Here is a 26688-nt window from a genome sequence, read left to right as displayed (position 1 = left end):
TTCAGGAAGTTTATAGAAATTGCAGAACGAGAGCTTAAAATTGATATTGTAAGAAAGTCTGGTTCCAATCAATCCAGGAAATAAGGGCAGATACAACTCTTTCACTGGAATCTATCTGTCGATTGTTTGGATATAGTAAGCAAGCTTATTACAAAAGGAAAAACCAATTCATTTTAAATAATAATGATGCTAGAATTATAGAACTAGTAGTATCAATTCGTAAAAAGATGCCTAAGATAGGCACTCGAAAACTTTATTTCTTACTTAAAAATGATTTTGAAAAAGAGAAACTTCATGTAGGAAGAGATAGCTTATTTAAGCTTTTACGAGCAAATTATCTTTTAATCCCTAGAAGGCATAGCTATTTTAAAACAACAAATTCCAAACATTGGATGAAGAAATATCCCAACATTATCAAAGAAAAAGAGCTGAAATGTTCAGAGAAAGTTTGGGTTGCAGATATTACCTATCTGAAGACTAAAGAGAAGAACTATTATCTTCATTTAATTACTGATGCGTATTCTAAGAAAATTGTAGGATATGAATTGAGTGATAATTTACAGGCTAGCTCCACATTGAAAGCATTAAAGCAAGCCATAAAAAACCGACTGTACAAGCATTCATTAATTCATCATTCAGATAGAGGACTGCAATATTGTAGTAAAGAATATACCGAAATGCTAAAGAACAGTGATATTCTTATAAGTATGACTGAAAACTCAGATCCTTATGAAAATGCTGTAGCGGAAAGAATAAATGGTATTCTGAAATATGAGTTTGGATTGATTAATACTTTTGAAAACTTTAAAAATCTCTCACAACAGCTTGAACAATCAATTTACTGCTATAATAATTTAAGACCTCATTTTTCCTTGAATTATAATATCCCAAGCCAAGTACACATGAAAAATAATGTGAAATTAAAAACTTATAAAAAGCAAAATCAGAATAGGAAAATTTCTACTCTGATTTAACTATATTTGAATTAGTAAACTAGTCAACCTTTTTTAGGACTAGTCAACTGATTTAGAATTAATTATTTATCAAAATGATTAGGATGCTGTGCTTTAATATCCTCCACAGTTCCCAATACTTTATCTTTCAAAGAATCCTGATATTTTTGAAGTTTTACAGCCACTTCTTCATTACCGCTTCCAATGATTTTAGCAGCCAAAATTCCTGCATTCAACGCTCCGTTCAATGCTACCGTTGCTACCGGAATTCCGCCCGGCATTTGAAGGATTGAAAGAACAGAATCCCATCCGTCAATAGAATTACTGGACAAAATAGGAACCCCGATCACGGGTAATGTTGTACAGCTTGCTACCATTCCCGGAAGATGAGCTGCTCCTCCTGCTCCTGCAACAATCACTTTAAGACCTCTCTCCTGAGCGGTCTTTGCATAATCAAACATCCTTTCCGGTGTTCTGTGTGCTGAAACTACAGTCAATTCATAAGGGATATCCAGACTTTTCAGGAAATTTGCAGCCTGTTCCATGATCGGCAGATCACTCTGACTGCCCATAATAATACCTACCATCTTCAATTTTTATTAGATGTTCAAAGATAAAAAATTAAAATTTAAGCTGGAAGTCAGGAAGGTTGAGGCTGGAAGTTTATTTCCGAACAATATAATACCCTATTCATTTTATACTGCAATGGGTATTAAGTCTACCATAACTTCCCTCTTACAGCCTCCAGCTTCTCTCCCATCTGTATCATTAAAAATCTTCTCAACTGTACCCATTCAGATCACAAAGAAACACCTATATTTGTTTGTTACACTTCATTTACTTTGAAAGATTATAAACTTATTTTTGCTGTTCTTACCGTAGCTTTTGTCTGGGGAACCACATTTTTAGCGATCCGTGTTGCGGTGGAAACCATTCCTGCTTGGTTTGTAGCTGGAATCCGCCAGTTTCTGGCATCAATAATTATGCTTATTCTTCTTCTTTCGAGAAATGAATTCAAATGGATTGGCTGGAAAAGTTTGGGGTATCAGATTGTATTTGCTACTTTGATGCTGGTGATTGCCAATGGGATGACGACTGTTGCTGAAGAAACGGTATCAAGCAGTCTGGCATCACTCATCAGTGCCTGTTCTCCTATTCTTGTATTTTTAGGAAGTGTGGCTGTTGGTTTACAAAAGTTCAGCATCCGTGCCTTTCTCGGTGTTTTGCTGTGCTTCAGCGGAATCCTTTTTATTTTCTGGGACGGTTTACAGGATCTTGCCAACCCCGACTACAGGATGGGAATGATCTTCCTTTTCTGTGCGATCTCAGGATGGGCTTCAGGAACCATCTTCACTAAGAAGCTGAATATTCAAAGCGGAAATATCACCCTGAATTTATTTTACCAGTTCCTGTTTGCAGGGATTGTTCAGATTATCCTGGCTTTCGTTTTCTCAGAGCATTATAACTTTGGAAACTGGACGTTAAAAAGTATTTCAGCTATGTTATACCTGTCTGTTTTCGGTTCTGTAGCGGCATTTTTTGCATTTCATTATGCTTTAACTAAAATTTCTCCCGTGCAGGTTTCCATATTGGCTTATATCAACACTATTATTGCCATATTTCTGGGCTGGCTGATTATGGATGAACAGATAACTTTCAAATTTATTCTTGCAGCTGCATTAATTATTTGTGGTGTGTTTATCATTAATTATAAACCGGAGATGTTCAGAAGACAGAAGGTAGCTCCATAAGATAGTTTAGTATAAGAAAATGAATTTGTCCTTTCTCAATGTGCTTCAGTAAGAATTCTACAATTGTTCAAACTATACATTATTTGTAGATTCCATTGATCTTTAACCAGTTTAAAAACAAATTCGCCCATTCACCGGTATTGGTATCTTTTTTACCTAATCCCCAGCCATGGCCTCCGGATTGAAACAAATGTAATTCTGCAGGAACTTTGTGGTCCTTCAAGGCCTGATACATAAGAATACTGTTTTCTACTGGTGAAATAGGATCGTCTTCAGACTGTGCCAGAAAGGTGATTGGAGTGCGCTCTGTTACCTGCTTTTCAACAGAATATTTTATCTGGTCTTTTGTGTCTGATGATTTTCCCAATAAAGATTTAAAAGAATGGGTATTGTTGTTGGGTGGAAGCATAGATACCACTGGATAAATCATAGCAGTAAAATCTGGCTTTGCTGAAATATGATCAATGGCATCCTGTGGTGGATAATATATAGTATCAAAAGTAGAAGAAATATATCCTGCAAGATGACCTCCAGCAGAAAAACCTAGAACACCTATTTTATCAGGATCAATTTTATATTTTCCTGCATCACTTCTGATGATTCGTAAAGCCCGTTGAGCATCCTGAAAAGGAACTGATCTGGTAATCCAGCCTTCCCCAGGCAGTCTATATATCAATTCAAAAGCTGTAATTCCCTGTGATTTCAGCCACACTCCTGTAGGATTACCTTCGGAACCAGATTCAATATGAGCATATCCTCCTCCACTTATCACCAAAACAGCAATACCATTAGGGTTTGCAGGTTGATGTATAATTAATTTAGGAACATTGATATTGGTAAAAGAACCTTTCTGAGAAATTTTATTCTCACCCTGGGGTCCTGGCCCATCCGGAACCGTTTTCCATAGGGCAACAGAAGGCAATTGGCCTTTAACAGCAAAATCATCCCTCCCTAAGATAAGATGACAAAAAATAAAAAAAGAGAACAGAATATTTTTCATTTAATTTAAATGTGAGTATTCATCAAAAAAACGTTATAAATCTATAAAACTGCATTTCAATATATTAAAGATAACAAAAAACATATCCAGCCCAACCTTGTTTTTATATTCTCTTCATTTTTCTTATATTGTATACTCAACCTATACAACATGCTAAAAAACACATTTTTTGTACTTCTTGCGGCCTCTTTGATCCTGGTAAGCTGTGATTACAAGGAAAAGGAGAAGAGCCTTACAGACCGGGAAAAACAATTATTAGAGAAAGAAAAAACATTCGCGAAGAAAGAATCTGAATACCAGTCGCTTTTAAAAATGAGAGACAGTATTTTTGCTAAAAAAGATTCTGTAGTCATTGCTACATGGCCCGCAGAGATCTCCGGTCCATGGAACGGAAAAGTGATCTGTACAGAATCCAATTGCAGCGATTATGCGGTAGGCGATCAGCGTACAGATCTTTGGGAATTTGATAATGATTCCACCCAACCTATCACCAAGATCATCAATAATAACAACCTGGTAAGACTGTATTCCGGTAAATTTGAGAATAATGAGATCAGACTTTCTTTCAAAACAGATTCCACGGCTAAAAAAAATGTAGAAATGAGCGTTCTGCTTAATGATATTTCTGACAACAAGATCAAAGGGACAAGAACCATTACTTCTGATGGCTGCACCGCTAAGTTCTCTGTTGAATTAGTACGTTCCACCAAATAAACACCTATGATTTTACTGAGTATACACAACCTGAGCCTTCCCATAGAGGATCCGGTGCTGAAGTTCCTGTTGGTACTGATCATCATTCTTGCGGCTCCCTTATTATTAAATAAAATTAAAGTTCCCCATCTCTTGGGCCTTATCATTGCCGGAGCTATTATCGGTCCTAATGGATTTAATGTTTTATCAAGAGACAGCAGCATTGTTGTAACCGGAACTACCGGGCTTCTCTACATTATGTTCCTCGCAGGACTTGAGATCGACATGGGAGATTTTAAGAAAAACAAATGGAAAAGCCTCACTTTCGGCCTTTATACCTTTATTGTGCCTTTTGTATTGGGCTATTTGGGAGGATATTATATTCTTCATTTCTCAATGCTTACATCCATCTTATTTGCGAGTCTTTTCTCTTCTCATACCCTGATTGCCTATCCGCTGGTAAGTAAGCTGGGAATTGCAAAAAACAAAGCAGTGAATATTACCGTGGGAGGTACTATGATTACTGATATCCTGGCTTTATTGGTTCTTGCCATTATCGTCGGAATGTCACAAGGTGATGTAGGAACGGAATTCTGGGTTAAACTATCTGTGTCATTCATTGTTTTTGCATTAATTGTACTCATTGTTTTCCCTATTATAGGACGTTGGTTCTTCAAAAAAGTGGATGATAAGATCTCACAGTATATTTTTGTACTGGTGATGATCTATCTGGCAGCAATGCTTGCTGAACTTGCCGGAGTGGAAGCCATTATCGGAGCATTCTTTGCAGGGCTGGCACTCAACAGACTTATTCCACATACCTCATCTCTGATGAACAGAGTTGAATTTGTGGGAAATGCCATCTTTATCCCTTTCTTCCTGATCAGTGTAGGAATGCTGATCGACTTCAAAGTATTTTTCAAAAGCTGGGAAACCATTGAAGTAGCAGGAATCATGCTTGTAGCATCTATCGGAGGGAAGTATCTTTCTGCAATAGCAACTCAAAAGACGTTCAGACTGACTAAAGAAGAAGGAAAACTGATCTTTGGACTGAGTTCTGCATCTGCCGCTGCTACATTAGCTTCTGTAATGGTAGGATACAACATTATCCTTTCTGAAACAGAAACAGGAGAACCTGTAAGATTATTGAACGAGCACGTATTGAACGGAAGTATCCTATTGATCCTTATTTCCTGTACCATCTCATCTTTTATCTCCATGGCAAGCGCTCAGAAAATTGCTGAGTCAGATAATGAAGATACAGTCTCCGGAGACAGCCATGAGGAAGAAAATATCCTGTTAGCCATCAATCACGAAGAAACTGTAGAGAGAATGGTAAACCTTGGAATTCTGATTAAAGCACATTCCAATACGGAAGATTTATATGCCTTAAATGTTATCAATGAAGATAAAAATGAGTCTTCTGTAAAGAATGCGGAGAAACTTCTTCACCAGGCGGCTGATACAGCAGCAGCGGCAGATGTCAAATTACAGGCACTTAAAAGATATGACAATGATGTTATCAATGGTGTCAACAACGTCATCAAGGAACAGAAAATTACAGATCTGATCATCGGACTGGAGGATGAGAAAGGTTTTTCACCATCTTTTGTCTACAATCTGTACAATGGGTATCTTCAGAATGATGATGTTAACGTATTGGTGTATCATGCGGCACAGCCACTTTCCACCATTAAAAAATATGCTGTAATGATTCCTGAAAATGCTCATAAGGAAGCAGGATTCTTCCATGCGCTTTTAAGGGTTTGGAACATCGCCAGGAATTCGGGAGCTACGGTTGCCTTTTATGCACCTGAAAATATTCTGGACATTCTTCAGAAAATCATTAAAAAGGCCAATATAGAAGCTGAATTCATCATTATGAATACCTGGCAGGATGGAGAAAAAACCGCAGCTCAACTGAAGGATGATGAAGCTCTGATTATTTTAATGGCAAAACGCGGAATGCAGTCCTATATTCCTCGTATGAGGCTTATCCCGGAGCTGCTGAACAGAAACCTTAACGATAATAATTACCTCCTGATCTTCCCATTCTCCGAATATGATAAAAACAGTCCTGAAATACGTTCTGTAGGCAATCATGGAGATTTTGTGGAGATCGGAAATGTGATTCAGAAGATATTCAAATAAAAAATTACAGGCTGGAAGCTGGAAGAAGGAGGCTGGAAGTTACTTATCAACAGATAAATTACTGGCAGCAATCTTAAGGAAAATTATATAGATAAATTTTGATTATTTATTAATCCTCCACAGCTTTCCACTTCAAGCTTCCAGCCTTTTTACCTATTTTTGTTCAAAATTAAAATTCATTGAAAACAAAGAAGATATTCCTTTTAACAGCAGCTTTAAGTGTACAATTATCATTTGCCCAGTTTGCAAAAGTGGTAGATCAGGAAGGCTATGTTAATATAAGAGAAAATGCAGATGCAAAAAGTACCATCATTGGAAAGATCAATTCAGATGAGATCGTATATGTATTTGAGTCGGATCCGTCCAATAAGAATTGGGCTAATGTAAGCAATGGGTATATCCATAACTCACGATTGAAATATATAGAGTCCTATCCAAAAGTTCCACCCACAGTGCGTGATGCCAACAAAGCGATTTTCAAATCAGGAAATATTAAAGTAAATATCACTTCCGGAAAATTTAATTTTAAGGAAAATGAAAAAGATTTTACCTCAACACTACATGGCGATTACTATAAAGAACAGCAGGTATGGGGATTAGACGGAACTATTCCTAAGACTCATTATCTTTCCATTTCCGCACAAATTGGAGATAAAACCATTCAGATTCCATCTAAGGATATTGAAAATCTGTTTCAGGTCAGTAATAAATCTACAACCTGTTATTATGACCGTGAAAATGATACTTTATACATCTCAATGCTAAATTCTGAAGGTGCCGGTACATATGTTGCTCTTTTTACCATTGAAAAAGGTGAATATAAAGGAAGAACTCTGGAAATACCGTTTTAGTCCTGACTATCAAAAGCAACTAGTCTCCAAGCCTATCTATGAGGTTAAATAAAACTATTTTTTATTAAATTAAAATTACACAATAGCATTGAAAACAAAAAAGATATTTCTTCTAACAGCAATGGTAAGCATCCAGTTTTCTTTTGCTCAGTTTGCTAAAATTGTAGATAAAGACGGTTATGTAAACCTAAGAGAAAATCCGGATACAAAAAGCAAGATCATAGGAAAAATCAACTCTGATGAGATTGTTTATACTTTTGAAATGGACAAGGCCAACAAAAACTGGCTGAATGTTTATTATGATGATAAAACAGCTGGTTATATCAATAGTTCAAAAGTTAAGCTTATAGATTCCTATGAGGTCATTCTTCCTATAACCAAAGATGAAAATAAAGCTATTTTCAAATCCGGAAATATTAAGGTGGATATAATTTCCGAAAAGTTCAATTACAAGGAAAATAAAAAATTCTTTTCCTCCTCCAATTATAACGGACAAAAAACAGAAGATAAGTATAAAGGGAACCTTATATGGGGAACAGACGGAACCATTCCCAAAACTCACTATAAATCCATTACCGTTCAGGTCAAGGATAAAAAAATTCAGATTCCTAATAAAGAAATTGAAAACCTTTTTAATATCAGTAATGAATTTACAACATGTTATTACGATCGTAAAAATGACACATTATATCTCACTATGATTAATTCCGATGGTGCTGGAGCTTATGTAGCCCTTTTTAAAATTGTGAAAGGAGTATATAAAGAAAGGATCTTAAAGAGACCTTTTTAAACAAAAGATACCTATAAAAAAGAGAGCCATTTTAAAATTAAAATGGCTCCTTTTTTATTATTTTAAGCTTAAGTTATTCTGAAATCACTCTCACCATTCCCTTCACCATCACCAGTTTTTCCATAAGCTCTTCTCTGCAATCTGCAAGAACATTAATGTGTCCCATTTTTCTTCCAGGTTTGGTTTCTGTTTTTCCGTATAAGTGAACGTAGGTTTCCGGTAACTTCAGAACGTCTTCCATTCCTTCGTATACTACCTTTCCGGCATAACCTTCCGCTCCTACCAGATTCAGCATTCCGCTGTAGGTAATAGCATCCGTATCTGCCAAAGGAAGATTCTTTACCACACGGTACATCTGCTCAAACTGTGAATTCGTATTTCCTTCCTGGCTCTGGTGTCCAGAATTGTGGAGTCTAGGAGCTGTTTCATTCACCCATACTTTTCCTTCTTTATCCAGGAATAATTCGATGGCAAAAAGTCCTGGAGAATTTACCGCATTTAAAAACTTCTCTGTAATAATATCGATCTGGTTCTGAACATCTTCAGTCAGAAGAACCGGGCAGACATTAAAATCCAAAAGATTAAGCTTAGGATCAGCCACCATTTCTGTTACCGGGAAAGTATTCGTTTCTCCTTTTTCATTTCTGGCAACGATTACGGAAAGTTCCTTATCAATATCTACCAGACTTTCAATCACTGAAGCTTCTTTCCATAAATGCTGATAATCATCTTCAGTTTTGATCACCTGTACTCCTTTTCCATCATATCCGCCTGTATTCATCTTCTGAACAAACGGCAAAGACATCATGATTTTTTCATCACTGTTCCATACCACCTGAAATTCCGGGCTTGGGATATCATTAACTTTATAAAATTCTTTCTGAAGGATCTTCTGCTGAATCGTTTTGATGATACTTGCATTGGGAACCACTCTCACACCCTGCTTTTCAAGTTCGGCCAGAGCCTCTGCATTTACGTGTTCTATTTCAATGGTCACCACATCCTTATCTTTTCCAAAATTCAGTACGGTTTCATAATCATTGAAATTTCCCTGTGTAAAATATGAGATATTGTGGCATGGTGCATCAGAAGCCGGATCCAGAGTATAAAACTCATCATCATACTTCAAAGCACTTTGTATCAACATTCTTCCCAGCTGTCCGCCTCCCAGAATTCCTATTTTCATTTTTTATTTTTATTAGATTTACGCTTATTGAATTTTATCAATTTTTAAATATCCCAGTCCCATAGGGTTTTCCTGATTTTCAGCATCAGACTTTACAAGGACAATAGAATATTTATCTTTCATAGCTGCCGGAAGAATATCATTGACATTAAAGATGTCATCAATATCCACTCCATGTTTGTCATCAATATGGCTTACTGCTCCTTCAAATCCCATTGTTTTATAGAACTCCGTAGCTTTTGCTCTCTTTACAATCTCTCCCATTGATTGCCCTACCATCAGATGCTGCTCATGAAATTCTTCAAAAAAACCAGGTTTATAGCCTCCCAAATTAAGGAAGAACAACTGATCTTCTGAGGTGTTTTCACCTCTTTCAACGATCTTCACTTCATAACCATCAGCAAATTTCACTTCCTGATAGCAGTCTAAATGGATTTTACCTTCCGCTTCCTTCCAAAATGCTTTCATATCAGGAACCAGATCCTTAAGGTTTTCCGCTATTCCGAAAAACACATCGTGCTGTTCAATATTTCGTCCTTTGGGAGTGGCCCCAAGAATGACATAAAATAATTTCATCTCATTTTTCATGCATACAAAAATACGTTAAATTTATCTTTTTCAAATGTTTGGCAGACTACTACAATAATTTTATATTTGTAACATTAATTGTAGTATGTCAGAAATCATCATACTCTTCTTTGGCGCCATTTCTGCGGGCCTTTTAGGTTCACTTACAGGGCTTGGAGGAGGAGTTATCATTATTCCTTTATTAACGCTGGGGTTCGGCGTTCCAATGCATTATGCTATCGGGGCTTCTCTTATTTCTGTGATCGGAACTTCTTCGGGCGCAGCAGTTGCTTTTGTAAAAGAGGGCTTTACCAATATGAGAATTGGGATGTTTCTTGAAATTGCCACTACTGCCGGTGCCATTGTAGGTGCTTTGGTTTCGGGAATGCTTAATCCGAGTACAATTGGAATTATTTTCGCCAGTATCCTGCTTTTGACCGTTATTTTAAATCTAAAAGGAAAGCCTGATCATCAGGAACCTCTGATTCATGGCAGCCTTGAAGAAAAACTTAAGCTTTACGGAACATTTCCGGATAAAGGAATACTGAAAAACTACTCTGCAAGAAATACGGTTCCAGGATTTCTGATGATGATGTTTGCAGGAGCAATGTCCGGCCTTTTAGGAATTGGCTCTGGAGCATTAAAGGTTTTGGCAATGGATAATATGATGAAATTACCTTTCAAAGTTTCCACAACAACCAGTAATTTTATGATTGGAGTAACGGCTGTTGCCAGTGCACTGATCTACTTCCAGAGAGGAGAAATTATCCCTGTAATTGCTGCTCCCGTACTGATTGGAGTGGTAATAGGAAGTTTTATAGGTTCTAAAACTCTTATGGTTTCCAAAACGAAAAAGTTAAAAGTATTTTTCGCTATTGTGATTACTATCCTTTCAGTATATATGATGTATAACGGTATCAACAAAAGCTTCAGGTAATGAAAAAGAATTTTACAGATGTAGATCTGAACCGTTCCGTAGGAAATCTTCTGAGGCTGGGTGTAATTCTGTCTGTGGCTACTTCCCTGATCGGTTTCATCAAACTGTTTACCGAAGGCTTTGAAATGCCTAAAAAATACACGAGTCTTGCTGTGGCTACTTCTTCAGATAAAGTATGGAGTCACTTTTGGAACTCATTATGCAAGGGAGAAGGAATGGCTATTATTCAGCTGGGCATCCTTTTACTGATCTTCACTCCCCTGATGAGAATTATCTTCGCTTTAATAGGTTATTTGAAGGAAAAAGATTATGTATATGTCTTCATTTCCTCTGTTGTTTTAGCGATTATGGCAGTGAGTTTCTTTGCAGGGTACGCACACTAATTACATTTCATAAAACTCTATCGGCAACTGGTCCGGATCCTGGGTAAAGAAAAATTCTTTTCCTGTGAACTCATCGATGCGGATCTCTTCACAATCGAGTCCCTTCCCTATCAGTTCGTTTCGTTTTTCGGTTACATTTTCAACGGAAAAAGCAAGATGTCTTAAACCACATGCTTCAGGACGGGAGGGTCTGGCAGGAGGGTTAGGAAAAGAGAACAACTCAATCACATAATGATCTCCTATCGCCAGATCTAATTTATAAGACAGCCTTTCTTCACGATACACCTCACGGACAATCTGTAAACCTATAATTTCTGTATAAAACTTCTTTGATACTTCGTAGTCTGAGCCAATAATAGCTATATGATGAATTTTCATTTTACTTTTAATTTCCTGAATCATTAAACCTTCTTTATTTTATTTCCCTGCACTTATCTTTTCTTCTGGTATCAATAATATACTGAATTTTCCATTCATTATTCTGTTTCACCAATTGAAAACTGTTGGCTCCACAATGGGAAAATACCCCTTTCAAATAAAAGGAATAAGGAGTGAAGACACTTGCCAGATTTCCATCCCTATGAATGGCTTCTACAACAATTTTTTCCTCAAGGTCACCTTTTGCGAACCTGGAAACAGAAGTTACAAAATCCTGAATACTGTCTGTTTTTACAGTTCCTTCTTTTGTAATCGTCTGCAGAATGGCATTTTCTGCAAAAACAGTTTTCAAAAGTTCCGGATCTGCATTTTTCATAGCCAGAAAAAGATTATGAATAGGTTTCTCTACTTCCTGATTCTGCTGTCCGAAACAGAAGCTACTGAACAGGAGAATAATTGCGGCTATTTTGTTCATAGGGATAATTTTAAATAAAAATAAGTAAAATAAAATTTAAATTGATTATGAGATTTTTAAAACTCATTTTCTTAAATTGTAAAAAATTATTTCAGACAAAGATTTTTCATATGTGGATTATTTATATGACTCTGGCCATACTCTTACTGGTCTTGACTATATTACCCAGAATTCAGCATTCTCACTGGATATTCCGGGTTCCCGAATTTGCTAAAATACAAATCACTTATTTTATATTTTTCACGTTTTTATTAGGGCTTATAATTGATTCTACAAAATATTTATGGTACTATCAGGGCGTTTTGCTTGTTCTGTTTGTTTACCATAGCCATACTCTCATCAAATATACACGCCTCTATCCTGTAAAAAAGCACAGGCAACGTCACAAGTCCTCCGGAAAGCTCCATTTTGTTTCAGCTAATGTTTATCAGTTCAATAAGGAATATGAAAGATTTTCTAATCTTATTGAAAAGTATGATCCTGATTTTTTCATGACTATGGAAAGCAATAGCGATTGGGAAAAAGCAATGAGGAGTCTGGAAAAAGAATACCCCTACCAGCACAAAGTAACTCTTGAAAATACTTACGGAATGCATTTCTATTCCAGAATTGAAATTAAGGAAGCCAAAACTCATTATTTTGTAGCAGATGATATTCCCAGTATTGAGGTACATATGGAAACAGCCGATGGTTTTTCCTTTATTTTCTTTGGGGTTCATCCGCCGCCACCGAGCCCTACAGAGGAAGAAACTTCTAAGGAAAGAGATGGTGACCTTCTAAGCACTGCCAAACGTGTAAAAGATATTAAAAAACCGGTTATTGTAGTGGGAGACTTCAATAATGTTGCATGGTCAAAATCGTCTGTACTTTTCAGGAAAACAAGCCATCTTATAGATCCTAGAGTGGGACATTCTTTTGTTTCTACATTTCATGCAAAGTACCGCTTTTTAAGATTTCCTATAGATCTGATGTTTCACAGCGAAGATATTTTCATTAAACAACTGAAGACATTAGAAAATTTTGGATCGGACCATCTTCCGGTATACTGTGAGTTTTTCATAGATCATCACAATGAGCAGCAGGCAGAACTTATAGAAACAGCAACTTCAGAAGAAAAGGCAGAAGCGGAAATCATGATAGAAGAAGGAAAACAGGAGGATGGCAACCGGGAAGCTGTTGTTACCGAAGATTAAACATAAAAAAGTGGGCTTGTAAACCCACTTTTCATATTATTTTATTAAAACCTCATCACATCCTTCACCACTCCATTCTTCTGGGTATGTTGTAATAGTTCAGTTTCTATAAATGTTTTGATCTGTTCTTCAGAGGCATCACTTGGGAACAAAAGGTGTACATTGGCACCTGCATCCAGCGTAAAGAACAACGGAAGTTCCGTTTCTCTTCTGAAATCCCAGATTTTATTGATAACCTCTAATGTACCGGTCTTCATCAGGATAAAAGCCGGATCACTCATCATCATCATTGCGTGAAGAGTAAGTGCTTCATGTTCTACCAATTTGATAAAGCGCTCCATGTCTCCACTTTTCAGAATTTCCTTCATTGGAACAAAGTTTTCCCTCGCTTCCTGGAATCTTCTTTCTGCATAAGAATTGGTCTTCATCAAACCATGTCCTACCGTTGAAGACACACTTTTCTGCCCTTCGTGGATCAACAGAACCCAGTCATTGAAACTCTTGAATACTTCATGAATTTCAGCATCCGGATAAGGTACAGCAAATAGATCAGAACTTCCCTGGACTTCTTCAGTTTCTCCCCAGACAATAAGTCCGTTGTATAAACTTCTGCATGCACTTCCGCTTCCTAATCTGGCTAAAAATGAAGCTTTTCTCAGAGATTCTTCTTCTGAAATTTTTCCTGTGAACGTTTCATCCAATGCCATCAGACATTTGGCAATAGCTCCAAATCCTGAAGCTGAGCTTGCAATTCCTGAACTGTGTGGAAATGTATTTTCTGTTCTGATGATATATTTCCCTTTCAGAATCCACGGAAGGTATTGTTCAATATTTCTGAAATATTTTTCAATTTTTTCAGCAAACTTCACTTCTTCATTTCCTGACAAAAATGTTTGTACAGAAAACGGTTCATCTGCCAAGAACTCCATGCTGGTATTCGTTTTACAATGATTTAAAGTATAACTGATACTTGGATTGGCAGGAATCTGATTGTCATATTTCCCCCAATATTTAATCAAAGCAATATTAGACGGACAGCTTTCTGAAACCGTTTGTGTATGAATGGTGAAATTTTCTTTTCCTATAAATTGTGTTGTCATAGTTTAATTTAAGTGATTGAGACTTGACCACCCCACCAGAGGAGGAGAATTTTCACGTCTTCAATTCTAATAGTCGTGAAAATCAAAGATTTTACAAAACTTAAGCGACTTGTGGTTTACAAATCGATTAATACATCTTCTCTATAATATCTGCATATTTTTTAAGAACCACATTTCTTTTCACTTTCAATGTTGGAGTGATTTCTCCCGTATTGATGTCAAATTCTGCCGGCATCAGCGTGAATTTCTTCACTTTCTCATAATCGGCAAGCTCATGTTGCAGTTCCTTGACTTTTTCTTTATAAAGGTTGGTTATTTTTTCATTTTTTACAACCTCCTCCCAGTTGGTAAAAGGAATATTATTCTTTTTGATATAGTCCTGTAAAAATTCAAAATTCGGAACAATTAAAGCAGAAACAAACTGTCTTCCTTCTGCAACCAGCATAATCTGCTGAATGAAATTATTATTCGTCAGAAGGTTTTCAATCTGTTGTGGCGCAATGTATTTTCCATTGGAAGTTTTCATCAGGTCTTTAAGTCTGTCTGTAATGATAAGATTTCCTTTATCATCCATTTTACCTGCATCTCCTGTTTTAAACCAACCGTCTTCTGTAAATACTTTTTCGGTTTCTTCAGGTCTGTTATAATACCCTTTCATGATTCCGTTTCCTCTGGCCTGGATTTCATCGCTTTCTCCAATACGGATTTCTACACCTGGTAATGGTTTTCCACTTGTAGCATGTTCAAAGTGCGTTAAAGGGAAAAGGGTCAAAGTAGCAGTTGTTTCCGTTAAGCCATATCCAACAGTAACATGAATACCCACTGATTCAAAGAATCTGGTTACTTCAGGGGATAAAGAGGCTCCTCCACAAGGTAAAAACCAAAGTCTCCCACCCATTTTATTCTTGATCTTACTGAATACCAGCATATCTGCAACAGATTCTTTTAGCTTTAATCCAAAAGGAACAGGTCTTTCGTTTCTTCTTAATTCTGCAGTTTCCCATCCTGTTTTTAAAGCCCAGTCAAAGATCTTCTTTTTCAGTGGTGAGCCTTCTTCTGCCTTTTCCAGCACTCCGGCATATACTTTCTGAAAAAATCTCGGTACGGCACACATTGTAGTAGGTTTTACTTCTTCCAATGCTTTGGCTACGTTTTTCGGATCTTCAAGAAAATAGACTCTTGCTCCTCCATAAAGACATAGTAAGCTCCAGCTTCTTTCAAAAACGTGACTTAGAGGTAAGAATGCGAGTGACAGCTCATCTTCAAAGTTTTTAAATTTAAAAAATTCAAAGTGAGAATCAAATGCCTTGATAAAATTTCCGTGGGTAAGCATTACTCCTTTTGGTGTTCCGGTAGTTCCGGAAGTATAGATCAGTGTGGCTGTATCATCATATTCTTTTTTACAGATCTCAAGTTCCGAAGAAGATTTTGCTATAAAATCCTCAAGATAAAAACTGTTGAGTTCTTTTTTGATCCAAACTGCTTTTTTAGAAATAATAATAGTTTCAAGATGGTTGTCTTCTTTATCTAAAAGCCCCAGACACGCATCATACTGTATCTGATTTCCAATTAATACCACCTTAGCTCCGGAATCTTTAATAATATATTCTGCCTGCTCAGCGTTATTGGTAGAATAAATAGGAACGGTAACCGCTCCCATAGCCATTGCAGCCAGATCCATAATCATCCATTCTGATGAATTATCTGAATAGATTGCTACTTTATCGTTTTCCTGAACTCCTGCTTCCTTTAATGCATTGGCTGTTTTAAAAACAATTTCACTGAATTTTTTCCAGCTTAGCTCTTTCCAGTTTCCTTCTTTCTTTTTAAAGCCGATCGCCGCTTTTATAGGATGCTTTTCTACATTTTTAAGGATTATTGCCTCTGCAAGATTCATTTCTTCAGCTTTTTGTCGTTAATATAATTGTTCAGGTGAAAGTCTATGCTTTCTTTTATCGGAATAAACTGATAATTCAGTTTTTCCCTGACTTTGTGATTGGAAATGGTGTTGAATGAAGATATTGCTTCTATGTTTGATTCTGTAGCCATTTTCAGCTTTGGAATCAGCCATCCGAACAGCGTATTGGCCCATTTACCTATATTTAATTGAGACCTTGTAAGAATTCGGGCATCTTTAAGTCCTAGCCTGGTTCTGATCTGTTTAGCCAGATCTGCATATCTGTTATTTTCAGAAACGATGATAAAGCGTTCTCCAAAAATGTTGTTTTCCATCAGCTCAAAGGCTGTTTTAGCAACGTCCCTCACATCTACATAAGCAGATCCGCCAGCAAAAGTAAAGCTGTTATCTTCAAAGGTTGAAAAAAGCTCACCGCTGCTTTGGGTCCAGTTTCCGCTTCCTACGATCATTCCGGGATTGATGATGACTACATTCAAGCCTTCGGCAGAGGCTCTCCAGGCTTCCATTTCGGATAAGTGTTTGGAAATGGCATAGGCAGAATGCTCCAGTTTCGGATTAAAATCAGAATCTTCATCCAACTCTCCTTTTTCATTATAGTTATCTAAAACGGCTACAGAGCTTACATGCAGGAATTTTTTAACATCTGATCCTTCACAGGCAAACAATAAGTTTTCTGTACCTTTAATATTGGTATGGTACATTTCTTTTTCATCTTTGGGATGAAAACTTACTTTTGCAGCACAGTGATAGACCTCATCTACCCCTTTCAATGCATCTTTTAAGGAATCAATATCATCAAAATCCACATTGATCCATTCAATCTTATTGAAAAAATCATCTGGATTCTCCGTATAAAAGCTGTATGAATGCCTTACTTCGTTTAAATTGCTGCCCGGTCTTTTGGAAGCACGTACATTTTTACCTCTTTTAAGAAGTTCCAGCACGATTATTCTTCCCAGAATTCCGGTTGCACCCGTTACAAAAACCATTAATTATGTTGCTTGATTGCTGACTAAAATATGACAATATTTTCTATCCGGCAATTCTTCAGGTTCCGGTAAAAGTTCCTTAAAAAACTGCTTTTGCAAATTTGCGATTTTTAAAGCAAAATTCAAGTTTATTTAACCAATATTATCATTCTCGAAATCACAAAACCTGAAACAAAAAAGAAAAACCTTGTTATTTTAACCATAAAGTATACAATTTTTTTTGACCATTTTAGATTTTAAAGTTAGCTGCCTTATGTATGAGAAATTCATTTAAACTTTATGAAACCCTCCGATTCTGTGGTCTGGTAATGAAAGCTTCAGTTGAAGAAACATCATTTAAAAAACATACAACATTACATAAAAAGTCCCGAAAGCATTCAAAAAACTTCCAGGACTACTATATAAAAAATTAATCATTTTAAATTAAACCATCACGATATTATCTCTTCTCGGAGCCTTATCACATAAGACATCTGCAATACTTCTGGAGATCAGATTGCCTTCAGTAAGGTTATCCAGCCAGAAGAATTCTCCTGCAGCATTGATTTCTATGAAATAATATTCATCTTCGGGAGAAACAATAATGTCTATTGCCCCATAATCGACATTGTAAATATCCAGGAGTTCCAGAAGTTTTTCTTTAACATCCTCCGGTAATGTTGTCTGCGTCCATTTATCCAGTAGATTAACACCATCTTTTCTCCAGTCGACCTTGGAATCTTCAAACTGTTGGGAATCTACTTCAAAGGCATAAACATCTCTTCCTACAATGGTAACACGAAGTTCTTTTTTCTTCTGGATCATTTTCTGAAACTGCATCGGGCAATACAGAAGCGTATCCAGCTCTTCAAGTTTATCTTCACTCACAACATTGGTAAACACAACATTTTCCACCCCATCTTCATAGATTGCAAAACCGGTCTGCATTTTGGCAACCACGTTCTGATGTTTCAGAATAAACTGTTTTGCTTCTTCAGGATTATTGGTCAAACATGTTTCGGGAATCAAAAGACCTATTTTATGAGCGAGCTTCAACTGTTCTTCTTTACTGTCTAGCCTTCTGTAAACACTGGGCTTCCCTAATGAATAAGCATCTACAGATTCAAGAAATCCAAATAATGTATTTCTGATTTCTCCCATAGCTGCTCCAAAAAATTTGGCATCCAGCTCCTCCTTTAAACCTTTACCGATATTATAAGCCCGGCGGTACCAGACTGCAGAAATATCATCCAGTCGATATTTTTTTTCAGAGGTTTCAAGGAAGATCTTCCATTCTCCATCCTGGAAGACCGTTGATAATTTATTCTGTAAAGGATATAAATCAACATCAAAACGGATAACCTCACAATTGTTATCCTGAATGTATTCTGTTACTTTTTCAATTGAAAAATTATCTGCAGTATGTGTTATAATTAAAATTTTATTCATGGAAATTGATTCTTTTAATAAGATTGTCGGCAATTCTTTCTGCTATGGGAAACCCAAGTTCTTTTTGGAGCATTCCCCACTCTCCTTGTGGATTGACTTCCAGAAAGTAATATTTCCCATCTTTTCCACGGATCATATCAATAGCTCCGGTATAAAGTCCCATTTCTTGCATCATAGAGGTGAGATTTGCTTTGACAGAGTCAGGCAGTTGATAAGCTGACCAGGAATAGTCTTTATGTCTTACTCTCCAGTCCGCATTCTGACTGTTATTGATCTTACCTGTGAAGAAAATTCCGTCTATATACATGATTCTCAATTCATATTCTTTATCAATATAAGGCTGAAAAATCATGGGACAATAAACTATATCTGAAAGATTTTCCAATGTTTCCTCCTCAATAATCATTGTGGAGACCAATCCTTCACCACTCATTGTTTTCCTGATTACACTATGAAGCTTGGCAATAGCTTTTCCTGAACAGTGCTGATCAAAAAAAGCTTTTACCTTCTCTTCATCATTGGAAAAAAGAGTTGGAGGAATAATCAGATTATTTCGTTTAGCTAATTGCAGCTGAAGCATTTTATTGCCGTCAATTTTCTTTTCATTCTCATAGGGGTTGATCCAGGGAAGATGCTCCAGTTGGGTAAACAGGTTGTAACGGAGATTTGTATACTCATTCAGAAATATCTTTTCATACTCCTGATCCAGTTCGTCAGGCACCTGTATGCGCCATGCCTTTCTGTGCCATACTCCTTTAATCGCATCGGAATGTATTGTTGTTCCATACTCATCAGTGATCTCAAATGAGTTCTCGCTGATACTGATCTTCTGAAAATGGTTCAGCTGATCGGAATTCAGTCTGAAATAGGGAATATTTTTAGAAGAAAGATATTGAAAAAAATGATCAATGGTATAAAAATCCTGTGAGTGGGTAATACAGAGAATCATTTGCCGGTTTTATTAAAAGGGGAAACTTAACATTTTAAGTTTCCCCTTTTGTTACAATTTTGTTAATATGTTACTTACTGTAAAACCGTTATTTTATAGTAAAATAGTATCATCATCACCATCAGAAGGATATTTCATTGTATGATCCATATCGCTCAGCTTAGAAGTTGCACCGTCTAAAGTAGGTAGTGTAACAGCATCTCTTTCCGGAATTGTAATAATGGATCCTCCTGTTACTGTTTCCGGATCTTTAAGTTGTTTTTCAAGGAATGATGCGAAAAATGGCTTCTTTTTTGATTTTTTGTTTTCCATAAGTTAATATTTTTATTTATTTGATAATCGAATATACAAATTTTTCAACTTACAGGGAAATAAATTAATATTTTAAGATAATTTTAACATATTATCAAAATTTAAAGAATATTTTTAATCAATACCGAGAAATTCTTTAACAACATTTGCAAAATCAACAGGATTTTCTGCCTGAACCCAATGCCCAGCATTTTTTACGGTTACGATTTTAGCTTTTGGAAATTGCTGCTTTATTCCATATTCATCCTGAGGTAAAATATAATTGGATTTTTCTCCTGCTATGAATAAGGATTCTCCTTCAAAAACACCGAATTTCACTGCATTAGATACAAATTCATTATATTTTTCAGATAATGTTTTAAGATTGAACCTCCAGTTCAGTTTTTTATTATCATCCCAATACAGGTTCTTTGTTAAAAACTGTATCGTTGATCTTTCCGGAATATACTGAGTCAACACAGCTTCCACATCATTTCTTGAATTTACGGTATTAAAATCTACCGTTTCCAGAGCTTTGATGATTCCCTGATGGTGTGGCGGATAAGCTTTTGGTGAAATATCCACTACGATCAGTTTCTCTACTTTTTCAGGATATTTGATGGCAAATTGCATCACAGCTTTCCCTCCAAGAGAATGGCCTAAAACATGGGCTTTCTGAATTCCGTAATGATCCATATAACTGGCAATATCATCTGCCAGATCATCGTGAGACATATCGTCGGAATGAAAACTCCTTCCGTGATTTCTGAGATCAATAAGATGTACGGGGAGATATTCTCCAAGGTCTTTCCCGAAGCTCCCCCAGTTATCAAGCATTCCAAACAGCCCGTGGAATACTAAAAGCGGCGTAGCGGTTAAACCTTCGCCAAATATTTTTGAATTTAAGATTTCCATATTTTTTAAAAATAACAGATTACCATTTCGCCAATCTTTTCAAATAAGACTGAACTGTATTTTCCAATCCCATATAAAGTGCCTCAGAAACCAAAGCATGCCCGATAGATACTTCTAAAAGATTTGGAATATTATCTGAAAAATATTTCAGGTTTTCCAAACTAAGATCGTGGCCGGCATTGATTCCTAAACCGAATTCCGTAGCTGCAACTGCCGTATCATAATAAGGTTTAATAGCCTGTTCTTTATTAGACAGATAATGTTTTGCATAAGCTTCCGTATACAGCTCAATTCTGTCTGCACCAGTCTTTGCAGCAGATTCTACCAGCTCAGGTAAAGGATCAAGAAAGATAGAGGTACGGATTCCCGCATTTTTAAATTCAGCAATGATCTCTGTAAGGTAATCCAGGTGTTTTTTAGTATCCCAACCTGCATTGGAGGTAATAGCATCATCTGCATCCGGAACCAGAGTTACCTGCTCGGGCTTCACATCCAATACCATATCAATAAAAGACTGATGTGGATTTCCTTCAATATTAAACTCAGTCGTCACCAATGGTTTCAGATCATAGACATCTTTTCTTGTAATGTGCCTCTCATCCGGCCTTGGGTGAATCGTAATTCCCTGACCTCCGAATTCCTGAATCTTTATAGCAGCTTCCGTCACACTTGGTGTTTCACCTCCTCTTGCATTTCTTAATGTCGCAATCTTATTGATGTTTACGCTTAGTTTTGTCATTTTTTTATTTAGATGTTAGATAGGGAAAGTTAGAAGATGGAAGATTGGGGCTGGAAGTTTATCCAGCTTTATACTTCTTTTTGCGTTCTAATTTCTTTATCATTTAAAATTGAATTTATTTTTTGAGAAAGAGATACATTGTCTGCTTTCTGTTCTATACTTTAACACTTACCTGCATTACCTGAAGTTCAAACTCTTTGGATGCTACCAATAAATGGTCAAAAATATCAGCCTGGATCTGTTCGAAATGTTCCCATTTGGAATCATTCGCAAAGCAGTACACTTCAAGAGGAAGCCCCTGCGGAGTAATTTCTAACTGACGAACCATTCTTGTGGCATTTTTTTCAACGTCCGGATCACTCTCTATATATTTCTGTGCATAATATCTGAAAACACCTATATTGGTAAGCTGTCTTCCGTTAATGGTTTTATCATTATTGCTCAGACTTTGCTTTTCTCTTCTGATTTCCACTCTTTTTTGTTCAAGATAATCAGCAATAAGATTAATTTCTTTTAAACGTTCAATATCCTCATCGGTAAGAAACTTGAATGAATTAATATTAAAATAAATAGATTTCTTGATTCTTCTGTTATTGGATTCAGACATGACCTGCATGTTTTTGATCTCCGTGGTCAGGAAATCATAAGTAGGAATAGTGGAAACTGTTTTGTCAAAATTGGTAATTTTGGTTGTCAGAAGACTTATTTCCGTAATATTTCCTTCTATACTGTATTTGGGAATACTGATCCAGTCACCTACTTTCATATTTTTGGAGGTAGCCACATGAATTCCGGTTACAAATCCCAGAATAGTATCTCTGAAAACGAGAACCAAAACAGCTGTAATAGCTCCCAGACTTCCAACAATAGTTGTTCCTTTAATTCCGAATACTACACAAAGTCCCACAACAGAAAAGACAAAGATTCCCAGAATTTTTACAGTTTCAGAGATCGCATTCAATGCCATGATCTTATAAAAATCCTGCTTGATGGAGAAATAATTTCTGAATGCCGTTAATGATCTGTACAGCATCCCGGCTAAAATCATTACTAATCCTAAGTTAACACATCGTATGATGAAAATGGTCGTCTTGGGTAACGCTCCTTCCGGAAAAATAGATCCCTGGATTCCACCCACAACAGTCAGAGCAGCAAAATGAGCTACTGAATTGGTAATTTTGGACTGATAAATGGATTTAAGTACCGGAAATTTTTCTTCGTTGTGAAAAAGACGGAAAATAAAATTGATAACAAATTTAAAAACAAAATCTACAATTAAAAATACCGCACACAGCAAAGCCAGTTTTACAATAATATGAATAATCCAATCCAGCCCGGATGGAGAAATCTGGGTGATATATAGGTATAACTGTTCGCTTATTTCCTGCAAATAGTTCTTGGTTTCCTGTAGGTCATCTTTCATTACAGCAAATTTATAAAATTAAGGATGATGATGTTACTATTCACAATCAATTTTCATCCCAAATTTTAAAACGGGTTATAAATTTCCTCTATATCATTCAGGAAACTCTTCTATTTTCATCATCAGCATATTTGTTGAATCACTGAGGTTTCATATCTTCGTTTATATTTTAAAGAATGGATACAACTGTCATTAATATTCTCTGTCTTATTTTATTGTTTGTCGGCATATTGGGAACATTTCTTCCCGTTTTACCAGGGCTTTTATTAAGCATCTGCGGCTTGCTGCTCTACAAATTCGGGACGAATGCTGATCTTCCAATGATCTATATCTGGGCTTTTGGAATTCTCACAGCAGCTTCTGTTGTTTTAAGCTATGTGATTCCGGCAAGAACCAACAGAAAATATGGGGGAACGCGCTGGGGAAGTATCGGATCTGTAATAGGAACTATTGTCGGAATATTCATTCCAATTCCTTTGGGTTTCCTGATTGGAATGTTTGCTGGAGTATTTATCGGTGAAATGCTTCATGACAGCAAGGATATGAACAAGGCTTTACAATCCACTAAAGGGGCCTTAATCGGGTTTATTTATGGTACGGGATTCAGCTTTGTAGTGGGTGTGGCAATGTTTTTGGTAGTACTTCTTAATATGTTTGATATTATTTAATCTAAAAAAATAAGAAATCATGTTCCATAAAGCCATCTTATTCAGTCTGGGAATTTTTGTATTAACAGGATGTGATGCCCAAAAGAAAGCCAAAACGGATTCAAAAAACTCTGAAATGACAAGCCATACAACGTCTAACGACCAGAAAAACGGGATCATTTATCTGGACGAAGGAGAATATAAGTTTCTGAAAGAATATCAGATGAATATTACCTTCAAAGGGATCTCAGAGGATAGCCGCTGTCCTGAAGGGGTAAACTGTATCTGGGCCGGAGCCGCTCTTGCTCAGGTTGAAGTGATGGGAATCTCTACCCGACCTGTTCTTTTAAATCTTGCCAGCATGGATTTCCCGAATCGTAACTATCATCAGTCTGCTGACTTCAATGGGTACACTATCACATTACAGGAAGTCAATCCCTATCCTAAATCAGGAGGAACTACAGAATTAAACGGAAAATATAAAATAGGAATCAGCATCAAAAAAGCCGGAGCTTCCTCTGATACTACCAGGAAATAGGCTTTTTTCCTTTGGAAACAAGATATTCATTAATCTTTGAGAAAGGCTTGCTTCCGAAAAAACCTCTATAAACGGAAAACGGTGATGGGTGCGCCGATTTCAATATAAAATGCTTAGCCGGATCAATAAGTTCGGCTTTTTTCTGTGCAAAAGCTCCCCACAATACGAAGACCACATTTTCTTTTTTATCAGAGATCTCCTTAATAATATAGTTAGTAAAGGTTTCCCAACCTAGATCTTTATGGGAATTGGGTGAATGGGCACGAACTGTCAGCGTTGCATTCAGTAAAAGAACCCCTTGCTTCCCCCAGTCATCCAGCTCTTTAGAAGTTCTTACGACTCCAAGATCATCTTTTAATTCAATAAAAATATTTTTAAGCGATGGCGGAGCAGTTACCTGTTCTGAAACAGAAAAACACAATCCGTTAGCCTGATAATCGTTATGGTATGGATCCTGACCAATGATAACCACCTCCACATCATCAAATGGTGTTAACTCCAATGCTCTGAAAATCTGATTTTTCGGAGGGAAAACTTTGGTAGTTGCATATTCATTCTTTACTTTTTCCCAAAGAGTTGTAAAGTATTCTGTACTTTTTATCGGGGCTAAAATTTCTGTCCAGGTCATAATGCAAAAGTAATTAATATTAAAATAAAAGCATAGGTCAGACTTTAAATATCTTGACTTTTCTTTCAATTAAAATAGAGAAAAAAAAGGATAACACAATGGATAAAGCGATTAACAGAAAGCTGTTCCAAAGTTCTGAAGATACAAGATCAATTTTAAGTATCTCTCAAACCAGTTAAGGACTTTATTTCATTCTATATATAGTGTGTACTATCAATCTGTTTGTGGCTAAAGATAGAAAAAACTACTGGCACCGGTTACTAATACCTTCTTAAGCTAAAAATAATATTGTCGGGATGGCGTTCATCTTTTTGATATTCTTCAAAAATGAAATGATGTTTTAAAAGAAGCTGCTTAGAATTTTCATTGAACCTGCTTGTAAAAGCTAAAACTTCCTCCAGCTGCAGTTCATTAAACCCATAATCCAAAACAGCATGAAGAGCTTCAGACATTATTCCTTTTCGGTGATGCTCCGGCAGTAATTCATATCCAACTTCTGCGGTCTTTCTGTCTTCTGAAAAATTCCACAGGCATATCGTTCCGATAAGACTGAGATTGTCTTTATATGAGATTCCCCAGAAAATAATTTCTTTATTCTGAGTTTTTCTTTTGATATGCAGGATAAATTCTAAGGCATCATAATTGGTTTTTGGAGAATTCCTTTTTACATATTGATTGATAACCTCATTGCTCCTGATACGCAGGATCTCTTCAGTATTAGCCTCATTGATAGCTTTTAAGACCAGGCGTTCTGTTTCCAGTTTCATTTATTCTTTCGTTATTTTATCCTTCTATTACAAAGACTGACTTACTTAAAAACTCACCTGTCTTGGCATCAAACAAATAAGCAAAGGCAGGGGCAAAATCAGCTCCTTTTTCAGGGTGAGGCCTGCACACAATTCTCCAAAAATACTTTCCATCTTTGTCAAAAGCATTCATCATATAAAGCTCGTCTTCTTTTTCAATGTTGATATTAAAGTCCCTTTTCATAATCTTAGCCATATCTTTTCTGGTAAAAACACCTATTTCCCTTAATGACAAATCCTGATCAGTCTGCTCAATCAGCTTTCCATATTTTGAATATTTTTTATGAATTCCAACAGGTGTACCTTTACAATATAAACCTTCGTATTGTAAAGCATAAGTATATTGATTATAAAGAAAAGTTGTGGTATAAACACTGTTTTTTTTCTGTACATCTTCTCTATACTCTCCGCTACCTTGTTGCCATAGAGTAATAACGTTACCCCCATTTTCATAGGTAAAAGTTCTGTTGCTTGTTATGTTTTCTTTATCTGTAAGACCTATATGTTTTCTAAACTTTTCAATATCCATTTTTTTAACCTGTGAATGAACCGCTGCAGATAGAAAAAGGGAAATAAACAATAAGTTTTTCATAATATATTTTTAAGATGGTGTACTATCAGATTCCTCTCGTCATCAACTTATTATCTCTTAAAAAGCTATCCGTACCAGCATCTAAACCAATAAACAGATACATCCTATACCTTACCGAGGATCTTTCTTCATAAATTATTAATCCTCCGTTATCATTTTTCTTTACGATTTCTTTTTTAGAATTATCAGTCTGCTGACTGAGATTAATAATTCTCTTCACCTGATCATCTTTAGAGCTTTTTATACCATAATTTCCAGCTTTCTTATAGCTTTTAAAACGTTTTTTATTTTCAATATTACTTCGTTTTCCGGAGTCAGTTTTTTTAATCTGAGCCTGAATACCTACCGAAAGGAAAAGCAGGATAAAGAATAATTGTTTCATGGATATAGTTTGTAAATCATTCAAATATACGTAAT

At 36.2% G+C, this 26688-nt stretch carries 29 protein-coding genes and 1 pseudogene; 11 read left to right on the top strand and 19 right to left on the bottom strand.

Going from position 1 to position 26688, the window contains the following annotated elements:
• Positions 1-974 (top strand): annotated as a pseudogene (locus DRF65_RS23850) (IS3 family transposase); the annotation flags it as partial.
• 62 nt (positions 975-1036) lie between these two features.
• On the opposite strand, the gene purE reads toward DRF65_RS23850, so the two are convergent.
• A complete protein-coding gene (purE, locus tag DRF65_RS23845; RefSeq protein ID WP_115973221.1) occupies positions 1037-1540 on the bottom strand; it encodes a 5-(carboxyamino)imidazole ribonucleotide mutase in 504 nt (167 codons plus the stop codon).
• A gap of 255 nt (positions 1541-1795) precedes the next feature.
• Here purE and DRF65_RS23835 point away from each other — a divergent pair, with 255 nt between their 5' ends.
• Positions 1796-2704, top strand: coding sequence for a DMT family transporter (locus tag DRF65_RS23835; protein WP_115973219.1), 909 nt, complete (start codon positions 1796-1798; stop codon positions 2702-2704).
• Positions 2705-2783: 79 nt separating this feature from the next.
• Here DRF65_RS23835 and DRF65_RS23830 read toward each other — a convergent pair whose 3' ends face one another.
• A complete protein-coding gene (locus tag DRF65_RS23830) occupies positions 2784-3704 on the bottom strand; it encodes an alpha/beta hydrolase (protein WP_115973218.1) in 921 nt (306 codons plus the stop codon).
• A gap of 150 nt (positions 3705-3854) precedes the next feature.
• On the opposite strand from DRF65_RS23830, the gene DRF65_RS23825 reads away from it, so the two are divergent.
• From DRF65_RS23825 to DRF65_RS23810, 4 genes are all read left to right on the top strand, one after another.
• Complete coding sequence (locus tag DRF65_RS23825) at positions 3855-4418, top strand: hypothetical protein (protein WP_115973217.1); 564 nt, start codon at positions 3855-3857, stop codon at positions 4416-4418.
• Between the two features lie 6 nt (positions 4419-4424).
• The gene (locus DRF65_RS23820; RefSeq protein WP_115973216.1) at positions 4425-6548 is read left to right on the top strand and encodes a cation:proton antiporter; all 2124 of its coding nucleotides are present in this window, start codon (positions 4425-4427) and stop codon (positions 6546-6548) included.
• A gap of 179 nt (positions 6549-6727) precedes the next feature.
• On the top strand, positions 6728-7399 hold the full coding sequence (locus DRF65_RS23815) for an SH3 domain-containing protein (RefSeq protein WP_115973215.1): 672 nt from the start codon (positions 6728-6730) through the stop codon (positions 7397-7399).
• An 88-nt stretch (positions 7400-7487) separates the two neighbouring features.
• Positions 7488-8189: an SH3 domain-containing protein gene (locus tag DRF65_RS23810; RefSeq protein ID WP_115973214.1), complete on the top strand. Its 702-nt coding sequence runs from the start codon at positions 7488-7490 to the stop codon at positions 8187-8189.
• Positions 8190-8262: 73 nt separating this feature from the next.
• Here DRF65_RS23810 and DRF65_RS23805 read toward each other — a convergent pair whose 3' ends face one another.
• Together DRF65_RS23805 and DRF65_RS23800 are read right to left on the bottom strand one after the other, a co-directional pair.
• Positions 8263-9375: a 5-(carboxyamino)imidazole ribonucleotide synthase gene (locus DRF65_RS23805; RefSeq protein WP_115973213.1), complete on the bottom strand. Its 1113-nt coding sequence runs from the start codon at positions 9373-9375 to the stop codon at positions 8263-8265.
• A gap of 24 nt (positions 9376-9399) precedes the next feature.
• Positions 9400-9951 carry a DUF1543 domain-containing protein gene (locus DRF65_RS23800; protein ID WP_115973228.1) on the bottom strand — a complete coding sequence of 184 codons (552 nt, stop codon included), beginning with the start codon at positions 9949-9951 and terminating at the stop codon, positions 9400-9402.
• 97 nt (positions 9952-10048) lie between these two features.
• On the opposite strand from DRF65_RS23800, the gene DRF65_RS23795 reads away from it, so the two are divergent.
• Positions 10049-10879, top strand: a complete 831-nt coding sequence (locus tag DRF65_RS23795) for a sulfite exporter TauE/SafE family protein (protein ID WP_115973212.1) — start codon at positions 10049-10051, stop codon at positions 10877-10879.
• On the top strand, positions 10879-11262 hold the full coding sequence (locus DRF65_RS23790) for a DUF1634 domain-containing protein (protein WP_115973211.1): 384 nt from the start codon (positions 10879-10881) through the stop codon (positions 11260-11262). The genes DRF65_RS23795 and DRF65_RS23790 overlap by 1 nt, the downstream gene beginning before the upstream one ends.
• Here DRF65_RS23790 and gloA2 read toward each other — a convergent pair whose 3' ends face one another.
• Positions 11263-11640, bottom strand: coding sequence for an SMU1112c/YaeR family gloxylase I-like metalloprotein (gene gloA2, locus DRF65_RS23785; RefSeq protein ID WP_115973227.1), 378 nt, complete (start codon positions 11638-11640; stop codon positions 11263-11265). It abuts the gene before it with no gap.
• Between the two features lie 34 nt (positions 11641-11674).
• The gene (locus DRF65_RS23780) at positions 11675-12115 is read right to left on the bottom strand and encodes a nuclear transport factor 2 family protein (RefSeq protein WP_115973210.1); all 441 of its coding nucleotides are present in this window, start codon (positions 12113-12115) and stop codon (positions 11675-11677) included.
• A 110-nt stretch (positions 12116-12225) separates the two neighbouring features.
• On the opposite strand from DRF65_RS23780, the gene DRF65_RS23775 reads away from it, so the two are divergent.
• Positions 12226-13308 (top strand): endonuclease/exonuclease/phosphatase family protein, encoded by a 1083-nt coding sequence (locus DRF65_RS23775; protein ID WP_115973226.1) that lies wholly within the window; start codon positions 12226-12228, stop codon positions 13306-13308.
• 44 nt (positions 13309-13352) lie between these two features.
• On the opposite strand, the gene DRF65_RS23770 is transcribed toward DRF65_RS23775, so the two are convergent.
• From DRF65_RS23770 to DRF65_RS23730, 9 genes are all read right to left on the bottom strand, one after another.
• Positions 13353-14408: a diphosphomevalonate/mevalonate 3,5-bisphosphate decarboxylase family protein gene (locus DRF65_RS23770; RefSeq protein WP_115973209.1), complete on the bottom strand. Its 1056-nt coding sequence runs from the start codon at positions 14406-14408 to the stop codon at positions 13353-13355.
• A 127-nt stretch (positions 14409-14535) separates the two neighbouring features.
• Complete coding sequence (locus DRF65_RS23765; protein ID WP_115973208.1) at positions 14536-16305, bottom strand: AMP-dependent synthetase/ligase; 1770 nt, start codon at positions 16303-16305, stop codon at positions 14536-14538.
• Positions 16302-17315, bottom strand: a complete 1014-nt coding sequence (locus DRF65_RS23760) for an NAD-dependent epimerase/dehydratase family protein (RefSeq protein ID WP_115973207.1) — start codon at positions 17313-17315, stop codon at positions 16302-16304. Before DRF65_RS23760 ends, DRF65_RS23765 begins: the two co-directional genes overlap by 4 nt.
• Positions 17316-17738: 423 nt before the next feature.
• Positions 17739-18743 carry an MvdD family ATP-grasp ribosomal peptide maturase gene (locus DRF65_RS23755; RefSeq protein ID WP_115973206.1) on the bottom strand — a complete coding sequence of 335 codons (1005 nt, stop codon included), beginning with the start codon at positions 18741-18743 and terminating at the stop codon, positions 17739-17741.
• On the bottom strand, positions 18736-19692 hold the full coding sequence (locus tag DRF65_RS23750) for an MvdC/MvdD family ATP grasp protein (RefSeq protein WP_115973205.1): 957 nt from the start codon (positions 19690-19692) through the stop codon (positions 18736-18738). The genes DRF65_RS23755 and DRF65_RS23750 overlap by 8 nt, the downstream gene beginning before the upstream one ends.
• A 93-nt stretch (positions 19693-19785) precedes the next feature.
• Positions 19786-20004, bottom strand: a complete 219-nt coding sequence (locus DRF65_RS23745) for a microviridin/marinostatin family tricyclic proteinase inhibitor (protein WP_115973204.1) — start codon at positions 20002-20004, stop codon at positions 19786-19788.
• A 114-nt stretch (positions 20005-20118) separates the two neighbouring features.
• Entirely contained in the window at positions 20119-20898 is a 780-nt protein-coding gene (locus DRF65_RS23740; protein ID WP_115973203.1) for an alpha/beta fold hydrolase, read from the bottom strand.
• Between the two features lie 19 nt (positions 20899-20917).
• Complete coding sequence (locus tag DRF65_RS23735) at positions 20918-21637, bottom strand: pyridoxine 5'-phosphate synthase (RefSeq protein ID WP_115973202.1); 720 nt, start codon at positions 21635-21637, stop codon at positions 20918-20920.
• Positions 21638-21791: 154 nt separating this feature from the next.
• Positions 21792-23060, bottom strand: coding sequence for a mechanosensitive ion channel family protein (locus DRF65_RS23730; RefSeq protein ID WP_115973201.1), 1269 nt, complete (start codon positions 23058-23060; stop codon positions 21792-21794).
• A gap of 176 nt (positions 23061-23236) precedes the next feature.
• On the opposite strand from DRF65_RS23730, the gene DRF65_RS23725 reads away from it, so the two are divergent.
• Positions 23237-23728, top strand: coding sequence for a DUF456 domain-containing protein (locus DRF65_RS23725; RefSeq protein WP_115973200.1), 492 nt, complete (start codon positions 23237-23239; stop codon positions 23726-23728).
• Between the two features lie 19 nt (positions 23729-23747).
• Positions 23748-24245, top strand: a complete 498-nt coding sequence (locus tag DRF65_RS23720; RefSeq protein WP_115973199.1) for a hypothetical protein — start codon at positions 23748-23750, stop codon at positions 24243-24245.
• Here DRF65_RS23720 and DRF65_RS23715 read toward each other — a convergent pair.
• The 4 genes from DRF65_RS23715 to DRF65_RS23700 all read right to left on the bottom strand — a co-directional run bounded on the left by DRF65_RS23715 (position 24232) and on the right by DRF65_RS23700 (position 26653).
• Complete coding sequence (locus tag DRF65_RS23715; RefSeq protein WP_115973198.1) at positions 24232-24873, bottom strand: uracil-DNA glycosylase; 642 nt, start codon at positions 24871-24873, stop codon at positions 24232-24234. The two genes, DRF65_RS23720 and DRF65_RS23715, sit on opposite strands and share 14 nt — an antisense overlap.
• Positions 24874-25133: 260 nt before the next feature.
• Entirely contained in the window at positions 25134-25640 is a 507-nt protein-coding gene (locus DRF65_RS23710) for a GNAT family N-acetyltransferase (protein WP_115973197.1), read from the bottom strand.
• Between the two features lie 16 nt (positions 25641-25656).
• Positions 25657-26271: a hypothetical protein gene (locus DRF65_RS23705; protein ID WP_115973196.1), complete on the bottom strand. Its 615-nt coding sequence runs from the start codon at positions 26269-26271 to the stop codon at positions 25657-25659.
• 25 nt (positions 26272-26296) lie between these two features.
• Positions 26297-26653, bottom strand: coding sequence for a hypothetical protein (locus tag DRF65_RS23700; protein ID WP_115973195.1), 357 nt, complete (start codon positions 26651-26653; stop codon positions 26297-26299).
• Positions 26654-26688 lie beyond the last annotated feature (35 nt).

This window comes from Chryseobacterium pennae, from assembly GCF_003385515.1.
GTDB lineage: Bacteria > Bacteroidota > Bacteroidia > Flavobacteriales > Weeksellaceae > Chryseobacterium > Chryseobacterium pennae.
This window is presented reverse-complemented; position numbering and strand designations above follow the sequence as displayed.